The sequence below is a fragment of the Thermococcus sp. P6 genome (assembly GCF_002214525.1).
GTDB lineage: Archaea > Methanobacteriota_B > Thermococci > Thermococcales > Thermococcaceae > Thermococcus.
The window spans coordinates 1,246,240-1,263,947 of the sequence record NZ_CP015104.1 but is presented as its reverse complement, the minus strand read 5'-3'; the positions used below and the strand labels follow the sequence as shown (position 1 = coordinate 1,263,947).

The 17,708-nt window shown below is 56.3% G+C and carries 22 protein-coding genes and 2 tRNA genes; 12 read left to right on the top strand and 12 right to left on the bottom strand.

The genetic code is table 11. The features are described from left to right. Nucleotides 1-4: 4 nt before the first annotated feature. Nucleotides 5-82: transfer RNA gene (locus A3L12_RS06845), tRNA-Lys, on the bottom strand. A gap of 104 nt (nucleotides 83-186) precedes the next feature. Here A3L12_RS06845 and A3L12_RS06840 point away from each other — a divergent pair. Continuing rightward, nucleotides 187-933 (top strand): DUF835 domain-containing protein, encoded by a 747-nt coding sequence (locus A3L12_RS06840; protein WP_157726709.1) that lies wholly within the window; start codon nucleotides 187-189, stop codon nucleotides 931-933. 67 nt (nucleotides 934-1,000) lie between these two features. Then, nucleotides 1,001-1,088: transfer RNA gene (locus A3L12_RS06835), tRNA-Leu, on the top strand. Between the two features lie 5 nt (nucleotides 1,089-1,093). Here A3L12_RS06835 and A3L12_RS06830 read toward each other — a convergent pair. Genes A3L12_RS06830 through A3L12_RS06820 form a run of 3 tightly spaced genes read right to left on the bottom strand, consistent with a single transcriptional unit; the run spans nucleotide 1,094 to nucleotide 3,271 of the window. Then, nucleotides 1,094-1,702 carry a rhomboid family intramembrane serine protease gene (locus A3L12_RS06830; protein ID WP_088882926.1) on the bottom strand — a complete coding sequence of 203 codons (609 nt, stop codon included), beginning with the start codon at nucleotides 1,700-1,702 and terminating at the stop codon, nucleotides 1,094-1,096. Next, on the bottom strand, nucleotides 1,699-2,457 hold the full coding sequence (locus tag A3L12_RS06825) for a bifunctional fructose-bisphosphatase/inositol-phosphate phosphatase (RefSeq protein ID WP_088882925.1): 759 nt from the start codon (nucleotides 2,455-2,457) through the stop codon (nucleotides 1,699-1,701). Before A3L12_RS06825 ends, A3L12_RS06830 begins: the two co-directional genes overlap by 4 nt. Before the next feature lies 1 nt (nucleotide 2,458). Then, the gene (locus A3L12_RS06820; RefSeq protein WP_088882924.1) at nucleotides 2,459-3,271 is read right to left on the bottom strand and encodes a DUF63 family protein; all 813 of its coding nucleotides are present in this window, start codon (nucleotides 3,269-3,271) and stop codon (nucleotides 2,459-2,461) included. A gap of 81 nt (nucleotides 3,272-3,352) precedes the next feature. Here A3L12_RS06820 and A3L12_RS06815 point away from each other — a divergent pair, with 81 nt between their 5' ends. The 3 genes from A3L12_RS06815 (at nucleotide 3,353) to A3L12_RS06805 (ending at nucleotide 5,406) form a co-directional block, all read left to right on the top strand. After that, a complete protein-coding gene (locus A3L12_RS06815; protein WP_198300076.1) occupies nucleotides 3,353-4,384 on the top strand; it encodes an NAD(P)-dependent glycerol-1-phosphate dehydrogenase in 1,032 nt (343 codons plus the stop codon). A 29-nt stretch (nucleotides 4,385-4,413) separates the two neighbouring features. Continuing rightward, the gene (locus A3L12_RS06810; RefSeq protein ID WP_088882922.1) at nucleotides 4,414-4,848 is read left to right on the top strand and encodes a UPF0179 family protein; all 435 of its coding nucleotides are present in this window, start codon (nucleotides 4,414-4,416) and stop codon (nucleotides 4,846-4,848) included. Between the two features lie 69 nt (nucleotides 4,849-4,917). Continuing rightward, the gene (locus tag A3L12_RS06805) at nucleotides 4,918-5,406 is read left to right on the top strand and encodes a type II toxin-antitoxin system VapC family toxin (RefSeq protein WP_088882921.1); all 489 of its coding nucleotides are present in this window, start codon (nucleotides 4,918-4,920) and stop codon (nucleotides 5,404-5,406) included. A 205-nt stretch (nucleotides 5,407-5,611) separates the two neighbouring features. Here A3L12_RS06805 and A3L12_RS06800 read toward each other — a convergent pair whose 3' ends face one another. Genes A3L12_RS06800 through A3L12_RS06785 form a run of 4 tightly spaced genes read right to left on the bottom strand, consistent with a single transcriptional unit; the run spans nucleotide 5,612 to nucleotide 7,453 of the window. After that, nucleotides 5,612-6,010 (bottom strand): hypothetical protein, encoded by a 399-nt coding sequence (locus tag A3L12_RS06800; RefSeq protein WP_088882920.1) that lies wholly within the window; start codon nucleotides 6,008-6,010, stop codon nucleotides 5,612-5,614. Next, the gene (locus tag A3L12_RS06795; protein WP_088882919.1) at nucleotides 6,007-6,345 is read right to left on the bottom strand and encodes a hypothetical protein; all 339 of its coding nucleotides are present in this window, start codon (nucleotides 6,343-6,345) and stop codon (nucleotides 6,007-6,009) included. Before A3L12_RS06795 ends, A3L12_RS06800 begins: the two co-directional genes overlap by 4 nt. Next, the gene (locus tag A3L12_RS06790) at nucleotides 6,342-7,172 is read right to left on the bottom strand and encodes a DNA-3-methyladenine glycosylase (RefSeq protein ID WP_088882918.1); all 831 of its coding nucleotides are present in this window, start codon (nucleotides 7,170-7,172) and stop codon (nucleotides 6,342-6,344) included. The genes A3L12_RS06795 and A3L12_RS06790 overlap by 4 nt, the downstream gene beginning before the upstream one ends. Next, entirely contained in the window at nucleotides 7,154-7,453 is a 300-nt protein-coding gene (locus A3L12_RS06785) for a hypothetical protein (protein WP_088882917.1), read from the bottom strand. Before A3L12_RS06785 ends, A3L12_RS06790 begins: the two co-directional genes overlap by 19 nt. Before the next feature lie 78 nt (nucleotides 7,454-7,531). On the opposite strand from A3L12_RS06785, the gene A3L12_RS06780 reads away from it, so the two are divergent. The 5 genes from A3L12_RS06780 to A3L12_RS06760 all read left to right on the top strand — a co-directional run bounded on the left by A3L12_RS06780 (nucleotide 7,532) and on the right by A3L12_RS06760 (nucleotide 12,697). Next, nucleotides 7,532-8,881 carry a nodulation protein NfeD gene (locus A3L12_RS06780; RefSeq protein WP_394335074.1) on the top strand — a complete coding sequence of 450 codons (1,350 nt, stop codon included), beginning with the start codon at nucleotides 7,532-7,534 and terminating at the stop codon, nucleotides 8,879-8,881. Further along, nucleotides 8,882-9,694, top strand: coding sequence for a slipin family protein (locus tag A3L12_RS06775; RefSeq protein WP_088882915.1), 813 nt, complete (start codon nucleotides 8,882-8,884; stop codon nucleotides 9,692-9,694). Between the two features lie 173 nt (nucleotides 9,695-9,867). Next, nucleotides 9,868-10,647, top strand: coding sequence for a cell division ATPase MinD (minD, locus tag A3L12_RS06770; RefSeq protein ID WP_088882914.1), 780 nt, complete (start codon nucleotides 9,868-9,870; stop codon nucleotides 10,645-10,647). Then, a complete protein-coding gene (locus A3L12_RS06765) occupies nucleotides 10,647-10,895 on the top strand; it encodes a hypothetical protein (protein WP_088882913.1) in 249 nt (82 codons plus the stop codon). Before minD ends, A3L12_RS06765 begins: the two co-directional genes overlap by 1 nt. A gap of 290 nt (nucleotides 10,896-11,185) precedes the next feature. Further along, nucleotides 11,186-12,697, top strand: coding sequence for an AMP phosphorylase (locus A3L12_RS06760; RefSeq protein WP_088882912.1), 1,512 nt, complete (start codon nucleotides 11,186-11,188; stop codon nucleotides 12,695-12,697). On the opposite strand, the gene A3L12_RS06755 is transcribed toward A3L12_RS06760, so the two are convergent. Further along, the gene (locus A3L12_RS06755; protein ID WP_088882911.1) at nucleotides 12,698-13,084 is read right to left on the bottom strand and encodes a DUF2095 family protein; all 387 of its coding nucleotides are present in this window, start codon (nucleotides 13,082-13,084) and stop codon (nucleotides 12,698-12,700) included. Nucleotides 13,085-13,143: 59 nt separating this feature from the next. Between A3L12_RS06755 and A3L12_RS06750 the strand changes: the two genes are divergently transcribed. Together A3L12_RS06750 and A3L12_RS06745 are read left to right on the top strand one after the other, a co-directional pair. Beyond that, the gene (locus tag A3L12_RS06750; RefSeq protein WP_088882910.1) at nucleotides 13,144-13,593 is read left to right on the top strand and encodes a DUF123 domain-containing protein; all 450 of its coding nucleotides are present in this window, start codon (nucleotides 13,144-13,146) and stop codon (nucleotides 13,591-13,593) included. Beyond that, on the top strand, nucleotides 13,583-14,344 hold the full coding sequence (locus A3L12_RS06745; RefSeq protein WP_088882909.1) for a geranylgeranylglyceryl/heptaprenylglyceryl phosphate synthase: 762 nt from the start codon (nucleotides 13,583-13,585) through the stop codon (nucleotides 14,342-14,344). The genes A3L12_RS06750 and A3L12_RS06745 overlap by 11 nt, the downstream gene beginning before the upstream one ends. Here the strand turns inward: A3L12_RS06745 and A3L12_RS06740 are convergent. The 3 genes from A3L12_RS06740 to A3L12_RS06730 form a co-directional block, all read right to left on the bottom strand. Beyond that, nucleotides 14,341-14,580, bottom strand: coding sequence for a hypothetical protein (locus A3L12_RS06740; protein ID WP_088882908.1), 240 nt, complete (start codon nucleotides 14,578-14,580; stop codon nucleotides 14,341-14,343). The two genes, A3L12_RS06745 and A3L12_RS06740, sit on opposite strands and share 4 nt — an antisense overlap. 86 nt (nucleotides 14,581-14,666) lie before the next feature. Continuing rightward, nucleotides 14,667-17,012 carry a DEAD/DEAH box helicase gene (locus A3L12_RS06735; protein WP_088882907.1) on the bottom strand — a complete coding sequence of 782 codons (2,346 nt, stop codon included), beginning with the start codon at nucleotides 17,010-17,012 and terminating at the stop codon, nucleotides 14,667-14,669. 21 nt (nucleotides 17,013-17,033) lie between these two features. After that, nucleotides 17,034-17,708 (bottom strand): ScpA family protein, encoded by a 675-nt coding sequence (locus A3L12_RS06730; protein ID WP_088882906.1) that lies wholly within the window; start codon nucleotides 17,706-17,708, stop codon nucleotides 17,034-17,036.

Below are 17,708 nucleotides of genomic sequence, written 5' to 3'. Positions count from 1 at the left end.
GATCTGGCGGGCCGGGGGGGATTCGAACCCCCGACCACGGGATTAAGAGTCCCGCGCTCTAACCATGCTGAGCTACCGGCCCTCAACCCAAAGCCATAGAGGGGAAGTTGGCTTATAAGTTTTTTGGTCAGGAAGATCGTGAGTTTGAGATAAAGATTTAAAGGTTCAAAGCGTATGAACGTTACGATGATAACGTACGAAGGTATCAAGCTCGCGGCCGAGTTGGTTGCATTCGCTTCCATCACCGCGGTAGTTTACCTTATATTCCCCCTTAGAAAGGTAATAAAAGAAGTTTTAGGGGGTTCTACAGTAAGGATGGTTTACGTCGGTGTGATCGTTTTCTGGTCAGGGTATCTGGTAAACGTACTCAACGACGTCTTCCCTCTGGAGTTCATGAAGGTACTGGACGACGTTATAGTGGCCATAGGCATGGTGATAATAACCGTATCGATGGTGGGGATTAAAAAGGAGATAACGGCCCACGTGAAACCCGAGGTCGTTCTCAATGGAACTTCGGGGGTGGAGACCGGGGCTTATTTGATCAAACCCCTGCCCCTCCAGCGTATTCTTGGACTTATACCCGGAAAGAGGGTGCTTGCCATAACGAGGGACCCCCAGCCCTACGAGGAGGCCGGTGTTCCCCACATCTGGTTAACGAACATGGACCACCCGCGGGCGATCTCCCCAACGAGTCTCGCCCCCCTGCTGCACGCCGTAAAAAACAGCGCTGATGACAACACCTTTGTCATTCTGGATGGTTTACACTATCTCATCGTCCAGAACGGCTTTGAATCAACCCTCAAATTCCTGCTGTCCTTAAAGGATATCCTCCTTCAAAAGGGAGCAGGTATAATGCTCATCGTTGATCCCGGGACACTGGAGAAGAGGCAGCTCGCGATTCTCGAAAGGGAATTCAAATGGATGCCGGAATGAGGCTGCCTGCCATAAGGGGGTTACCACAAAATTTATAAAGGGCTCCAGAGCGTTATAATCTGGCAACGCGGGGGTTGCCGAGCCTGGTCAAAGGCGCAGGATTGAGGGTCCTGTCCCGTAGGGGTTCCGGGGTTCAAATCCCCGCCCCCGCACCAGCCAATCACCATCCGTAAATCCGCTCCATCAGGTGCCTTCTTATCCTCCTTCCGTAGTAGTGGCCTATTCCCATTCCCACGAGCAACCCTCCGAGGTGGGCGTAGGCGTTGACGCCCGGCAGGATGCTGTTTATGATGAAGAGCATGAGGGCGTTTAACAGCGCCCCCTGAACGTTCCCGCCCACAACACCGGTTATGAGTATCAGCGCCCCCGCTATCCCGAAGAGGGCCCCGCTCGCCCCCGCACTGACCGCGTAGGGGGGAAGCATTAAAAGGCTTAGCAGGTTCCCACCGAGGCCCGAGACGAGGTAAACCATCGCCAGCCTCCCCGGTCCGAGGATCCCCTCGAGCTGTCGCCCTATCACCAGCAGGAAGTACATGTTGAAGGCTATGTGGAGCATTCCAACATGCACGAACATCGAAGTCAGAGGCTGCCACCACCAGCCGTAATGCAGGACGGCGTAGTTCCACTGGCCGAGCCTTTCAAGGACCCCGCGGCTTATGAAGAGGGGGTTACCGCTGAGAACGGATTCCAGAACGTAGAAGCCGACGTTCATCAGGAAGAGCGTGAAGGTCGCCTTTCCATAGCGGTGGAAGTAACGCTCAAGGCTCATCGCAGCTCCTCCAGAACCTTATCGAGAAGAAGGCGGTCGTTGACGGCTATAACGTTCGTCTTGCTCGATGCGTCGAGCCTCAGCCTCAGCTCCCTTCCCCGCTCGTCCGTCACGATAGCCCCCGCTTCTCTGGCGATTAGAACCCCGGCCGCCACGTCGGTCGTTCTGACGTAGTTCCTCACGTCGAGCACCCCGTCAAGGGCCCCTCTGGCAAGGTAGGCCAGCTCGAGGGCTATTGTACCGAGGACGCGGACCCTCTTAACCTTCCCTATCAGCCCGGTACCCCTGCCCCGTGTGTAGAAGCTCAGGGCTTCCCTCCCGGGTTCCGGTTTCTTCACCCTTATCGGCCGCCCGTTCATGAAGGCACCGTTACCGGGGATCCCCTCGTAGAAGTTCTTCGTCACAAACTCGTATATCGCACCGTAGACGGGTTTTTTACCCCTGAATACGGCAAAGCTAAAGGAGAACAGCGGTATTCCTGAGACAAAATTGTAGGAACCGTCCACCGGGTCAACGACGGCCGTGTAATCGCTCCCGCTGTCGATCAGGCCCCTCTCCTCGCTGACGATGTTGATTCCGAGGGGCCGAAGTTCACTTAGGATAACGTCCTCCGCCACTTTATCGACGTACTTGGTCACGTCGCCACTGACGTTCTTCCCGAGGTTCTCACCGGCCCTCGGGGTGCCGAAGAGGGGCATTATCTCCCTCTCAACCTTTCCGGCTATTTCAAGTGCGATCTCGTTCCAACGGATCATCTCAACCACCCATCAGCATTATGAGCAGGTTCCTCGTGCCCGGCCCGAAGCCGAGTATAAAGACCGTGAGCTTCACGAAGTTTATGAGGTCCCGGTCTTCCTCCTCCATCCACCCATCGAGCACCCAGACTATGGGAAGCAGCACGAGGAACTTCTCCACATACATAACCGCCGGCGTTCCCGAGAGGTTGATGAGCCACCTCGCCAGGACGTGCTGCTCCCAGAAGCCGAAGAACTGGAGCCCGACGAAGGTCGTCGTGGCATCGTAGAAGTGGGTGTAGAAAAGCAGGGAGTTGTCCTTAACCACTGGAAGAAACTTCGAGGTGAGCCATACGAAAGCTTCGGCTATCAGGAGGGCGGGGATGAAGTATTCGAGAGGTTTAAGGTTCAGGTTAACCCTCTCATGGTTTATGAGCAGGATGAAGAGCAGTCCCCCGACCAGAACCCAGCCGAAATCCCGGTAGATCGGGTAAAGCCTCTCCTCCGGGCCGAGGTGTATCCAGACGGCGTAGAGGGAAGCTATGGCAAAGGCCGCTATGACAAAGTACGCCCCGGGGCTGACCGTTAGGTATGTGCGCGGAAGGATCCCGGTATCGGTCATGCTCCTCATGAGCGGGCCGAGGATTACGTAGGGCATAAGGGCCCTGAAAAAGCGGTCGTCGACCCTTATCCCCATGCGCTTGAGCATTTTGTAAAGCAGTATAACCGCCACACCAAGGATGAGAGCGTAAACGAGGGTATTCACCGGATTGTAACCCTGATTTTCCGTTATCGGCCTGACGAAGTAGTCCTGAAAGAACTCGTGAAGCCCCATTACACCACCGTGAAGGGTTCTTCCGATAGTCTTAAAGCTTTTCCCACCCTAAAGGAAGGGGTGGTGAGAGAAGTGCATCTGATGCAACTCCCGCGGGAGGTTTTGCTTGGCGAGGATCTCAAAGGAGAGGTCGTTAACGTTGCAAAGAGGCTCGGACTGGGAGAGAGAGTTTTAGTGCTCTACGGACCGAGGACCCGGGAGATAGCGGGGAAGGAAGTCGAGAAAAACCTGAAGGAGGCCTTCGATGTTGATGCCCTCGTCGTAAGGGAAGCCACCCTCGGAGAGGTCGAGAGAACCCTGCAGGAGACGAAAAACAACGACATCAACTGGATTATAGCCGTCGGCGGCGGGAGCATAATAGACGTCGCCAAGCTCGCCTCGTTTAAGGCCGGCGTTCCCTTCATCAGCTTTCCCACGACAGCCTCTCACGACGGCATAGCAAGTGCGAACGCGTCCATCAAGGGCCTCAACTCCAAGACCTCGGTAAAAGCCGTGCCGCCGGTGGCGGTGATAGCGGACGTCAGGGTGATAAAAACCGCTCCCTACCGCTATCTGGCCGCTGGCGTTGGGGATATGATAAGCAATCTAACGGCCGTAAAGGACTGGCAGCTGGCCCACAGACTGAAGGGCGAGTACTACAGTGAGTACGCCGCTTCCCTGAGCCTGATGAGCGCCAAGATGGTTATAAAGAACGCGGACATAATAAGGCTTGGCAAAGAGGAGAGCGTGAGGAAGGTCGTGAAAGGCCTGATCTCGAGCGGTGTGGCCATGAGCATAGCCGGTTCCTCGAGACCCGCCAGCGGTGCGGAGCACCTCTTCAGCCACGCACTCGACGTTATAGCCCCCAAACCCGCCCTGCACGGTGAGCAGGTCGGCGTCGGCACGATAATAATGGCCTACCTTCACGGCCTCAACTGGGAGGAGATCAGGGAAACCTTAAAGAAGGTGGGGGCGCCAACCAACGCATACGAGCTGGGCATCGATCCAGAGATAATCATCGAGGCCCTGACGATGGCTCACACGATAAGGCCCGAGAGGTATACCATCCTCGGAAGGGACGGTCTAACGAGGGAAGCCGCTGAAAAGGCCGCTAAAATCACTGGAGTCATCTGAAGATCACCCGTTCACGTGGAGGTGTCTAAATGGCGATAATCACGCTGGTTGGAGAAAAACTCGCGAAACCCGGAATGGAGTTCATATACTACGGCCCGGCAGAGCCGTGCAAGACGTGCAAACTGGCAGGGGTCTGCGTCGGAAACCTCGAACCCGGCAGGAGGTACAAGATACTCCGGGTAAGGAGCATGCCCTCCCACCACTGCCCGCTGCACGAGGGCAAGGCCCGGGTTGTTGAGGTGGTCGAACCGAGCATCGAGGTTGCCGTAGAGCCGAGGCTCGCGATACCCGGCTCGGTGATAAGGCTGCGCTTCGAGGAGTGCAACGACGAAGAAAAGGCCGACGTCTTCAGGCCGGAGGGCCTCTTCGAGGGCGACAGCGTTAAGATAATTGAGGTAACCGGAGAGGTCGAGTGCAACGGTAGAACCTACAGGATCGTCAAGGTCATGCGCAAGAAGGATTAACGTTTCCTTTTTCCCATCCCTTTCCGGGGTTTACGGAAAACTAAAAAAGGTCCCTTCAGACTTCTTCCCATGACCGTCTACGTTATCGACGCTGCAATGTTCATTCAGGGAGTTGACGTGGAGGGCTTTACAACCCCAAAGGTCGTTGAGGAGGTTAAGGATCCGGAGTCGAGGCTCCTCCTTGAAGGCCTCATGAACGCGGGCAAGGTGATCGTAAGGGTCCCATCCAGGGAAAGCGTGAGGATGGTCGAGGAGGCCGCCAGAAGGACGGGAGAGCTGGAGGAGCTCAGCGAGGCCGATCTTGAGGTTCTGGCTCTGGCTTATGAGCTCGGGGCCGTTCTCCTCACGGACGACTACAACCTTCAGAACGTGGCGAAAACCCTTGGGATAACCTTCAAAACCCTCAAAAGGGGAATAAAAAGGGTAATCCGCTGGAACTACGTCTGCACGGGCTGTGGAAAGCGGTTTGAGAAGATGCCACCGGAGGGGGTGTGTCCCGACTGCGGGAGTCCGGTTAGGCTCATACCGAGGAAAAGGAAGGGAAAAGGCAGAAGCTGATCCCGGAGAAAGGGGTTGATCTTCCGAAACATCCACAGCATCCTCGAAGAGCAACCGGCATCGAGACGTCCCGGACGGGCTCGGCGCTCATAGGGTACGTCATAGCCCCGCTCAGCCCGTCTTGGAATCGTCACAGCCCGTCCGGAACGGCGTCAGGAGGGGTTTTCGTCACAGCTCGGTGCAATTCGCTATCATCATCCGCAGTCTAACCTTTGAGGTAGTAGGATATAAGCCTTCTCAATCTGACGTTTCGCTCCGGTTTCATTCCAAGGAACCTTCTCAGCTGGGCGTTCTCGGCCAGCAGGCCTGAAAGTTCGATAGCAAGGAGCCTGTTATCCTCGCTCAGACCGTAGGCCCTGAAGCGCAGTGGAGCGTACTCCTTCTCGAGCCTCCACGTCCTCTCCTCGAGCTCCCCCACCCTTCTCTCGAGCTCCTTTAGAACACCTCTGGGCCTTTTAAACTCCCCCCTCAGGGCCATCTCCACGATCCTCTGGGGAGGGACACCGTAGAGCCTCCCGAGGCGTTCTATGGCAGCAACCGTTTCCTCGCTTAACTCCACCTCGATCTTTCCAAGGCCCCTTTCGGGTTTAACGATGAGCCTCATCTTCCCTCACGAACCGGGCGTTCTTCGAGTTCCTTTCTCTTTGCTTCAACCTTCTTCCTCAGGTCGGCGTTCTCAAGCGCGAGCCTCTCACGCTCCGCCATCATGAACTCCTTATCCGCTAAGGCCTTTCTGTAGAACTCCCTCAGCTCCTCGACCTCCTTCAGCATGGTCTCGAGCTTCTCCTCCAGTTTGCCCTTTCTCTCGAGCAACTCCTCCTCGCGCTCGGCCATGAGCGTTTCCTCAACCCTCTTAAGGTTATCGCGCAGGATTTCCTCGACGTTCTTCCCTTTAAGGGCCCTGAACCTCTCCCTATCGAGGGTCACGACATGGGTCATCTCTTCCTCCGCTCCGCTTCAGTCTTTCTGTCGTAACAGCTGATGTAGAACGCCAGAAGCCCCTTCCACTTTCCGTAGGGCTCGAGGGTCTCCCGAACTTCCCGGGCGGTTACCTCCTTAAGCGGTCTCCCGAGGATCTTCGAGATCCCCCTCCTGAGGCCGAGATCCGAAGCCGGATAGACGTTCTTTCTAAGACCGTAGGCGAGAAAGAGCTCGGCGCTCCACCGCCCTATTCCCCTGAACTTCGTGAGATAATCGATGGCGTCCTCCACCTTCCATTCCCAGAGCTCGAGGTCGAGCTTTCCCTCGAGGTAGAGCCCCGTCAGGGACTTTATGTAAAAGCCCCTGTAGCCGAGTTTGGTTTCCTTAAGCTCGGCCGTGCTCAGACCGGCCACCTCTCCCGGGGATGGGAAGGCGTGCAGGTCCCCGAAGGACCTTCCGGCGAGCCTTACAAGGCTGGCGATCGTCCTCTGGGCGAACTCAAAGCTCACCTGCTGCTGGGCTATCGTCTCCACCAGGGCCTGATAGGGGGTCGGGGAGGCAGAAGCCACGAGACCCCGGAACTCCCCGGCGAGGAAGGCAAAGGGAGAATCGGCTATCTCACCGTAGAAGGAGTCCAGATCCGTGTCCAGTCCGAGGACGAACTCAAGCTTTTCTCTGGCGTTTTTTCGTTCCCTCCTCGAGAGGGAATCGGAAAGCAGAAAGTTCTCCCCGTCGTAGCCGGCCACACCGCTCTCGAGGGCCATGTAAAATACCCCATCTTCGAACTTCCAGGTTCCGTTGCGGATCATCTCGCGGGTGGTTTTGCTCAGGTCGATCCCAGCCATCGGTCAAGCGTAACGGGCTTCGCCCTTATATCCTTTAGGGTGGAGACGTAGAGCTTCCTCCCATCGACGGAGCGTTTTATTCTGATCCTTCCCCTTTCCTCGAGGAGGCGCATGGCCTCCTTCACGTCCTTTTCTCCGATGTTAAAGCCCTCTCTCAGGAATTTCCAGTAGGGTTCGTGGGTGGAATACCGGGCCGCTACCCTTACGAGCTCCCATGCCCGCTCAACCTTCCCATCGCCCTTTGAAAGCCGGTAGAGCCTGACGAGGGTTGTAAGCCCCATGTAAGAGACCTGGTCCGGGACCTATAAATCACTTTCGGAGAACAGACAGATATTTAAACCCTTCTGTAGTAGTGTATCATGGCGGTACCCATGGGACACAGGGTTGCATTGATGGTTCTACTCGTGCTCGCACTGGTCCTCCCGGGAGTCCATGCGAACGAGGGAGCTGTCTACGTGGCAAGGGTCGACGGGATGATAACGGGATACACGGTCGACCAGTTCGACCGGTACATAGGTGAGGCTGAGAGGAACGATGCTCAAGCGATAATAATCGAGCTCAACACCCCCGGAGGACGCGCCGACGCCATGCAGTCCATCGTTACGAGGATCCAGAACGCAGGGGTTCCGGTTATAATCTACGTCCATCCGAGGGGTGCCATGGCAGCTTCGGCCGGGACCTACATAGCCCTCTCGTCGCACCTCATAGCCATGAGCCCCGGCACGGTTATAGGCGCCTGCAGGCCGATACTCGGCTACGGCCAGAACGGGAGCATAGTTGAGGCGCCGCCGAAGATAACCAACTTCTACACGACGTACCTCAAGGAACTCGCGAGGACGAGCGGAAGGAACGTAACCCTTGCGGAGGAGTTCATAACGAAGGACAGGAGCGTAACGGCCGAAGAGGCGCTGAAGTACGGCGTCGCCGAGATAATAGCCGAAGACGTTGACGAGCTCCTCCAGAAGGCCGACGGGATGAAAACCCGGGTCCCCGTGGCGGGAAAGGGGAACGTGACCCTGCACCTTAAGGACGCCCGGCTCGTCTACATCGAACCCTCCTTTAAGGACACCGTCGTTAACTACATCACGGACCCAACCATAGCCTACGTTCTGCTGAACATCGGCATCCTGGGAATTATACTGGGCTTCCTGACTCCGGGATGGCACGTTCCGGAGACCGTGGGTGCCATAATGCTCGTCCTCGGCATCATAGGGCTCGGGTACTTCGGCTACAGCAGTGCCGCCCTGTTGCTCATAGCGCTGGCCATGATATTCTTCGTGGCCGAGGCCCTGACCCCGACTTTCGGCCTCTTTACAACGGCGGGCGTTGTAACGCTCATACTGGGTGGCATCATGCTCTTCGGCGGAGGCGGGAGTCCCTATCTGGTAAGGAGCGAGACCTACTCACTCCTAAGGGTGACCATCGTAACCATCGCGATCCTTATAGGGCTGTTCTTCCTCTTCGGGGTGGCGGCGGTTGTCAGGGCGCGGAGGAGCAGACCAAAGACCGGAAAGGAGGAACTCGTGGGGGAAACCGGAAGGGTTGTTCAGGACATCGACCCGGAGGGGTTCGTTAAGGTACACGGGGAACTCTGGAAGGCCGAAAGCCGGGATGGGGGCAGGATACCCGTGGGGGAGAAGGTCAGGATCGTTGAAATAAGGGGGCTTAAACTCATCGTGGAAAAAACCGGAGAAAGGAGGGAGGAATGAATGGCCTCTCTGTTTACGAACACTGTTTTGGGCATAGTTCTGCTTTTCGTTTTGGTGGTGCTGGCAACGGCAATAAAGATAGTGAAGGAGTACGAGAGGGCGGTGATATTCCGCCTCGGAAGGGTAGTGGGAGCAAGAGGCCCGGGATTGTTCTTCATAATCCCGATATTCGAGAAGGCAGTCATAGTTGACCTCCGCACGAAGGTTCTCGACGTGCCGGTTCAGGAGACCATAACCAAGGACAACGTTCCCGTCAAGGTTAACGCGGTGGTGTACTTTAGGGTTATAGATCCAGTGAAGGCGGTGACGCAGGTGGCCAACTACGTCGTCGCCACCAGCCAGATAGCTCAGACGACCCTCAGGAGCGTCATTGGACAGGCGCACCTCGACGAGCTCCTCAGCGAGCGTGACAAGCTCAACATGGAGCTCCAGAAGATCATAGACGAGGCGACCGATCCATGGGGTATCAAGGTCTCGACCGTGGAGATAAAGGACGTCGAACTGCCGAGCGGTATGCAGAAGGCCATGGCGAGACAGGCGGAGGCGGAGCGCGAGAGGCGTGCGAGGATAACCCTTGCGGAAGCTGAAAGACAGGCTGCAGAAAAGCTCCGCGACGCGGCGGAGATAGTTTCTCAGCACCCGATGGCACTCCAGCTCAGAACCCTCCAGACGATAAGCGACGTCGCGAGTGACAAGAGCAACATTATAGTCCTGACGCTGCCGATGGAGATGCTGAAGCTCTTCAGGAGCCTTTCCGACACCGCCGACGCCGTCAAAGCAAAGCTCGAAGAAGAAGCCAGAAAGGAAGAATAAAAGGCCCGGGTGGAGTGATTACCCCCACACTTTTCTTTTTCAGGGATCCAGACCGCAAAAGATAAAAACAGTATCAGCGTAAACTACACGTATAAATTTACTACGGCATAAAATCGAAAACTCAAGGGAGAGCCTCGTTCAAAGACACCAGCTCTGATCCGGAGGTGTTCACTTTGGAGGGTCGTTCGATTGTTTTTGCATCTGGAAAAGGCGGAACGGGTAAAACAACCACCGTTGCAAATCTGGGTGTTGCACTGGCTCAATTTGGAAAGGATGTCATCCTGCTCGACGCGGATATAACCATGGCAAACCTCAGCCTTATTCTGGGCATGGAGGACATTCCAATAACGCTCCACGACGTTCTGGCAGGGGAGGCCCAGCTCAAGGATGCCATCTACGAAGGCCCTGCGGGGGTTAAGGTAATACCCGGTGGACTGAGCCTTGAAAAGGTCAAGAAGGCCAAGCCGGAGAGGCTCAGGCAGCTGATCAGGGAGATAGGACAGATGGCGGACTTCGTTCTCATCGACGCCCCGGCCGGCCTTGAGATGACGTCCGTCACGGCACTCCTCATAGGCAAGGAACTCATAATCGTCACAAACCCCGAGATATCCGCCATAACGGATTCCCTCAAGACCAAACTGATAGCCGAGAAGCTCGGGACCCTGCCCCTTGGGGCGGTTCTCAACAGGGTGACCAACGAGAAGACGGAGCTCAGCCAGGAGGAGATAGAGGCCATCCTCGAGGTCCCGGTTCTAACCATGATACCCGAGGATCCCGAGGTCAAGCGCGCGAGCGCTTACGGTGTACCCCTCGTGGTCAAGAACCCAACCAGTCCCGCTGCCATAGCCATCAAACAGCTCGCGGCCAAGCTCGCCGGTATCAAGTGGCAGGCACCTGAACCAGAGAGTCCAATAAAGAGGGTATTCAGGGCCCTGTTCGGGGGGAGGAGGTAATGGAAGAGGCACTACTCTATGGGATCCTGGTCATCCTCATCGTGCTCAACATAGTCCTTCTCATGCTTTACTACTCAGCCAAGAACAGCCCCTACTACGTTGTCTACGATGAAGAAACCAAGAACGCCCTTAAAAGGCGCGTCACCAACCTCAAGGAAGACCTTGAAAGCGAGCTCGTTGACTTCGACGTTGAGGAATGGGAGAGAACCCTCGAGGAATCCATAGACGAAGAGGTCAAAAACCTTTGAACTTTTTGGATCCCCTTTTAATTCTCCTGTTGTTGAAGGTTTCTACGGCGTTTTAATCCCAAGGGGGTTATGAAACCCTCAGGGTTTTAACCACCGTTTCACTGAGCACGAAGATCCCGCACGAGCTTAGGAGCCGTTTTGAGCCATGAACCGGCTGTCAGCGGCTGATTTTTACATTTTTCTGCAAAGTTGTGTTAAAAGTTACGCCGTCTTTAACAGTCATCCCACCAAAAGGCTTATTGGTGCTCACATCAATAGGTTGTAAGTCCACATCAAGCGGAGGGATCAAGGTGAAGGCGAAGGTCAGGTTACTCAACGTTTACAGTGGCAGATATTCGGTCTTCATCAACGAGGAGGAAGCCAGAAAAGCCAGGCTCCATCCGGACGACCTCGTAAGGATCGAAACCGGAAAAAAGATGGTTTACGGCAGTGTTGTCATCAGCAACCTTGTTGAAAGCAACGAGGTGGGTTTAAGCAGGGACATACTCCAGTTCCACAGCTTCTCCGAGGGGGAGATCGTCAACGTGGCACCGGGCGGCACTCCCGAGAGCGTTAGGTACATCAAGAAGAAGATGGAAGGAAAAAAGCTCAGGAAGGTTGAGATAGAGGCGATAATCAAGGACATAGTTGACCGGAAGCTCCGGGACATAGAGATAAGCTCCTTCGTCACCTCGCTGGAGATAAACGGCCTCGATATGGACGAAACGGCAGCCCTGACCCTTGCCATGGCCGAGACCGGCGACATGCTTGACATAGACAGGAAGCCGATAATGGATGTTCACAGCATCGGAGGCGTTCCCGGGAACAAGACCAACATCCTCGTCGTTCCCATAGTGGCCGCCGCGGGGTTGACGATACCCAAAACCAGCTCGAGGGCAATAACCAGCGCCGCGGGGACCGCGGACGTTGTGGAGGTTTTCGCCGAGGTTAGCTTTTCCCTGGACGAGATAAAGCGCATAGTGGAGAAGATAGGGGCCTGTCTCGTATGGGGCGGTGCCCTCAACCTTGCACCGGCTGACGACATAACCATCAGAGCGGAACGAGCCCTTAGCATCGACCCCACGGGGCTGATGCTCGCCAGCATAATGTCAAAGAAGTACGCCATGGGGAGCCAGTACGTTCTGATAGACATCCCGACGGGCAGGGGCGTCAAGGTGGAAACTCTGGAGGAGGCAAGGGGCCTTTCCAAGGACTTCATAGAACTTGGGAAGCGGCTCGGCCAGTACGTGGAGGTGGCCATAACCTACGGAGGGCAACCCATAGGCCACACCGTAGGTCCCGCGCTGGAAGCCAGAGAGGCCCTTCAAGCACTCATGACCGGCGAGGGGCCCGGAAGCCTGATAGAGAAGGCCCTCGGTCTGGCAGGTATCCTGCTCGAGATGGGCGGTGTTGCACCGGCCGGAATGGGTAAAAGCACTGCCAGAGAGATCCTTAAAAGCGGAAAAGCGTGGGAGAAGATGAAGGAAATAATAGCGGAGCAGGGCGGGAACCCGGAGATAAAACCGGAGGAGATACCCGTCGGAAGTAACACGTACACCTTCACGGCACCCACCAGCGGCTACGTAACGGCCATGGACAACAGAGCTATAACAGGAATAGCCCGGGCTGCCGGGGCGCCGGAGGACAAGGGCGCCGGAATAGAGCTCTACGTCAAGGTCGGGGAGAAGGTCAGAGAGGGGGACCCCCTCTTCAAGATATACGCCGAGAGCGAGGCAAGGCTCGATCAGGCCATAGTTTTCGCGAGGAGAACCGAACCGATAAGGATAGAGGGGATGGTCCTCCAGAGGATAGGCAACATCTGATCAATGCCTCCTTCCATGCCTCTCGTACCATCCCCATTCCTTCTTTGGTCCGAAGGCCCTCACGCCCTTCCGGACGAGGGTCAGCCGGAGATCCTTCGCCATCTCGTGGGTTATCTCACCCCTATCCTCCATCCAGTTGATTATCTCCATCGCCTCATCGTCCGTTTCGCATCTTCTCAGGAAATCTATGACCGTCGGCCTGTAACCTGAAAAGTCCACCGGTTCCTCCCCGGAGGTTTCATCTTCCCCGGTTCTGTAGGCTTCTATCTCAAGGCCTTCGTCCTCAAGCTCCCTCGCCAGGGCCGGAAAACGTTCCTCAAACTCATCCCTCTCGTACTCCTGCCATGCGAAATCATCCACGGGGCGCTTCTTTTTCCTTTCGTCCATCGTCCACACCAGCGGGACTTCGTTAATAGGTTTATAAACCCTGAGTGAGAGCCCCTCCCATGAGGGGTTCCTACTTTCTCGTAATACGCCTGCCCGCGGAGACGGAGGTGAGGACCAGGGGCAGGAGGTTTCGCCTGAAAGCCGGCTACTACGTTTACGTCGGTTCCGCCATGAACTCCCTCGAGAAGCGGGTTGCAAGACACTTCAGAAGGAACAAAAAACTCCACTGGCACATAGATTTCCTCCTCAGGAAGGCCCAGCTTCTCAGGGCCTACATGATACCGAGCGACGTTAAACTCGAGGAGAGGCTTTCCCTGGAGGTCTCGAGGTTCGGCGAACCGGTGAACGGCTTTGGTGCGGGAGACGTCGGCGTGAAGAGCAACCTCTACAGGTTCAAGGCGGAGCCCGACGCCTTTTTAACCGGCATACTCGAGGGGTTTAACCTTGAGTGGGTAAGGGTTAAAAGCGAGGAGGAAGCTATAAATCCCGGTGGGAAAGATGAAGCTTGAACTGGGAAGGGTGGAATCCTACATCCACGAGAAGCTTGAAAGGGAGAAGCTCCACTTCGTTCTCATCGATCCCGATGACGTTACCCCGGCTCTGGCCGGGAAGCTGGCCGGGATGAGCGAGGAAGCGGGTGTGGATGCCATAATGATAGGCGGTTCCACGGGGGCCGAGGGCGAGGTTCTGGACGGCGTCGTTAGGGCCATAAAGGAATCCTCAAGCCTTCCAACGATACTCTTTCCCGGCTCCCACGGTGGAATAAGCAAACACGCCGATGCCATATTCTTCATGAGCCTCCTCAACTCAACCAACCCCTTCTTCATAACGGGCTCTCAGGCACTGGGCGCTTTCACGGTCAGGCGCTACGGCATAGAACCCATACCCATGGCCTACCTCGTGGTTGAACCCGGCGAAACCGTGGGCTGGGTCGGTGACGCCAAGCCCATACCAAGGCACAAGCCCAAGATAGCCGCGGCCTACGCCCTCGCGGGCCAGTACCTCGGAATGCGCCTCGTCTATTTAGAAGCTGGAAGCGGGGCCGGAGAGCCGGTTCCTCCGGAGATGATCTCCCTCGTGAGAAAGGTCATAGACGTGCCCCTGATAGTCGGGGGTGGGGTAAGAACCGGGGAGCAGGCGAGGAGAGCGGTCAAGGCCGGAGCGGACGTTATCGTTACGGGGACGGCGATCGAGAAGGCCGGCTCCATCGAGAGGGCCAGAGAAAAGCTGGAAGAGCTCAACAGGGGGATAAAGGGTTAAACCTCCGAGAGGACCCTCAGGGTCACCCTACCGTTTTTGATTACCTTACTGAGCTCTGATAGGAGCCTCGAGGTGTCCTCTTCAAGGACCTCCATCCTTATCTCGCTGAGGCCCTCGGCGGTCGGAGGAAAGAAGTGGAGGTCCCTTATCCTGCCCCTGACCTTCTCATAGATACGGCTTAATACCTGCCCTCTGTTCTCATAGGGCAACTTAATGTCGAGTTCAACGATTTGCATACCTATCACCACTCTATTCTATGAAAAAAGACTTATATAACCTTTTTCATGAGCGCGGATTATTGGACTCAACACCCCATATTCCCTCAGGTAATATCCCCTTGGTCACCCTCCTCAACGTAGGGGGCGGTTATGACCCTTCTTATCTCCCTCGCCTTCTTGGGACCGATGCCCTCGACCTCTCTGAGCTCCTCCTCCGTTGCGGTGAAGATTCTCTCCACGTTCCCGAAGTGCCTGAGGAGTCTTCTGGCGAGCGTGGCCGAGACGCTGGGAAGCCCCTCGACTATAAGCCTCTGCCTCTCGGCGAGACTGAGGGTCTTCTTCTCACTCCTGAGTCTGACCTCCCTCTTCCTCTCCTCCTGCTCGCGCCTTGCTATGAGGTATACGAACTGGGCGGTTTCCTCCACCCCAGAGGAGAAGAGCAGCGGAACGCCCCAGTCGATGGCCAGAGCGGCCATGGCGCCCCTGATGGCGTTGGGGTGGACGTTTCTTACGCCGTAGAGCTCTCCTTCCACGATTATCAGGGGCTTTTCGTAGGCCCTTTTTAGCCTTTCAACCTGCTCGAAGAGCCTGCCGTCGATGATGGACTGTATGAAGTCGCCGGCACCCTTCCTCTCTATCCCGACGTCCTCGCTGACAACATAATCCGCAACGTCGAGGGTCCTGACCACCACCTCCGCCCCGAGTTCCCTCAGGTGCTTTGGCACGCCGCTCCTTAGCTCACGGCTGTCAACGTAGATCAGGATCTTCCCGGGTTTCTTCACGAAAAGGGCTTTTTCCGGTTCTTCGTCAGATTTTTCGGGCGAATCGGGTTTTTCCTCAGTTTCCTCCCCGGTTTTCCCCTTCAAGGTGAGGAACTCATCAAGCGGGGTTATCCTTCCCCTTTGGGACATCCCGACGGCCTCCATCTTTTCCGTTTTATGGGCCTTCTCAAGCTCCTTCGCGAGCTTTCTTATCGCCTCGAACATTCCCCTCTCCTTCCTCCGGGAGCTCCAGTAGTAGGCCTCATCCCTCGTTCCCTTCGCCATCAGCACGACCACCCTGCCGGGCCTGTGCCTGCCCGTCCTCCCGCGCCTCTGTATGCTCCTTATGGCCGAAGGTACGGGTTCGTAGAAGACGACGAGATCGACCTCCGGAACGTCGAGCCCCTCCTCGCCAACGCTGGTGGCCACGAGAACGTTGAACTCCCCGCGGGAAAAACGCTCCAGAGTCTCTTTCTGCTGTCTCTGGGTCATTCCCTTATCCTCCTTCCTGCTCGCCTGCCCTATGAAGCGTTCGACGCTTATTCCCTCCCCGCGAAGAAGCTCAACGATCTTCATACCCGTATCGCGGTAGTTGGTGAAGACGATTATTCTGGAGCCGGGCTTCTCCTCAAGCTGGCCCCTGACGAGCTCCCTGAGTTTCTCCATCTTGGGATGGTCCAGCCCGAGTTCCTTAGCTCTTATGAGAAGGTACACCACCTTCCTCATGCGGGGGTCTTCCATGAGCTCCCTGTTCGACTTCGTCCTTTTGTCCTCTCTGAGCTTTCGGATGTAGGCCCTCAGGGCCGTCAGTCCCTGCGTCTCGAGGAGCTCTATGGCGTGCTGAAGCTTCACCGCTTTGGCCTGATAGAGCCTCAGCTTCCCCATCGAGTAGTTGCCCTCCGCAATCTCCCGGCTTATCTTCGAACCCGCCTGAAGTACCTCCCTCTTTGAGATATCCGGCGAGTAGGTTGACACGAGGTTGAACTTTGCGAGGGGTTTGAGGCTCTCCTTCAGCATCTCCCTCAGGAGAGAGCGAACCTCCCTGTAGATACCGGGAAGTTCCACCTTCACCCACTCGAGGGCTATCCTTTGAACGTAGGGTTTCACGTCCGGCGACCTCTCGGTTCTCACCTCGATCCTCTCTATCCCGAGGTTCTTGATTATCTCGCGTATCCGCTCCTCGTCGCTTCCGGGGGAAGCGGTGAGGCCGAGCACGAGGGGATTCGCGGCGGTTTTCAGGTACTCCCTGCCTATGAAAACGTAGGAATAGTTCCCCACGGCCCTGTGGGCCTCATCGAAAACCAGCAGAACAACGTCTTCGAGGGAGATGCCCCCCCTCAAGATATCGTTCTCAACCGTCTGGGGCGTGGCCGTTATGACGGTGCTCTTCCTCCACAGTTCGGCCCTCCTTTCGGGCGGGAGCTCTCCGGTGAGCACGTTTATCCTCTCCGGCGGAAGGTCGAAGAACCGCCTGAAGCTCTCCGCGTGCTGCAGGGCGAGGGGTTTCGTGGGGGCGAGCATCAGGACCTTTCCGCCGTACTTCGAGAGGCGGTAGTCGGCTATCATCATGGCCACGAGCGTTTTACCCAGACCCGTCGGCAGGACCACCAGGCAGTTTGTCTCCTTGCACCGGGTGTAAATAACTTCCTGATAAACGCGTGGCTCGATCAGATCGCGGCGAAGGTACATGGTCCACTCCCCTGTTCCGGGCTATTCCGCCTTAACCGAAGGATCGAGGGGGACTATGAGTATGTCACCGAAGGGCTCCTCCTGAATCAGGTCAACCCTGCCCATGTTCGAGAGGAACAGCAGATAGAGGAAGGTTCTGGCCACGACCTTTGGCTTTGGATCGAATACGAGGTCCCAGAAACTTATGGCCTTCCCGCTTTCCCTGTACATCTCCAGTACTAAGTTATGGAGTCTGTAAACGTGCTTCTCTATGTCAACGCGGAAGTCCTCGACGACGAAAACCTGCTCCTCTATCTCGACCCTCTTCTTCCTCCGGGGCTTCCTCTTTTCCGCATCCTCGAGGGCGTCCATCAGGGCATCCAAAAGGTCGTCGAAGGTGTAGTGGCGTTTCACCCTCCTGAGTGGGGGAGCTAAAGGCTCCACCTCGATCCTAAGCCTCTCCTCCCCATCGTCCTCTTCTTCCCCCTCCAGGTCGTCCTGGAGCAGGGCTTCACTCTTCATCCTGACGAGGATGGAAGCGGCCAAAATGGCCCTCGCCGAGACCCTGAGGTCGAGTTCCTTCATCTCCCTTAGCCTCTCGAGGTACTTCTCGGTCAGATCAACTATGTCTATGTTCCACGGGTCCACCCTGCCCATCTTAACCAGCTGAAGGAGGATGTCAACGGGCGTTACGCCCTCCTCACTGCGCGATTCCAT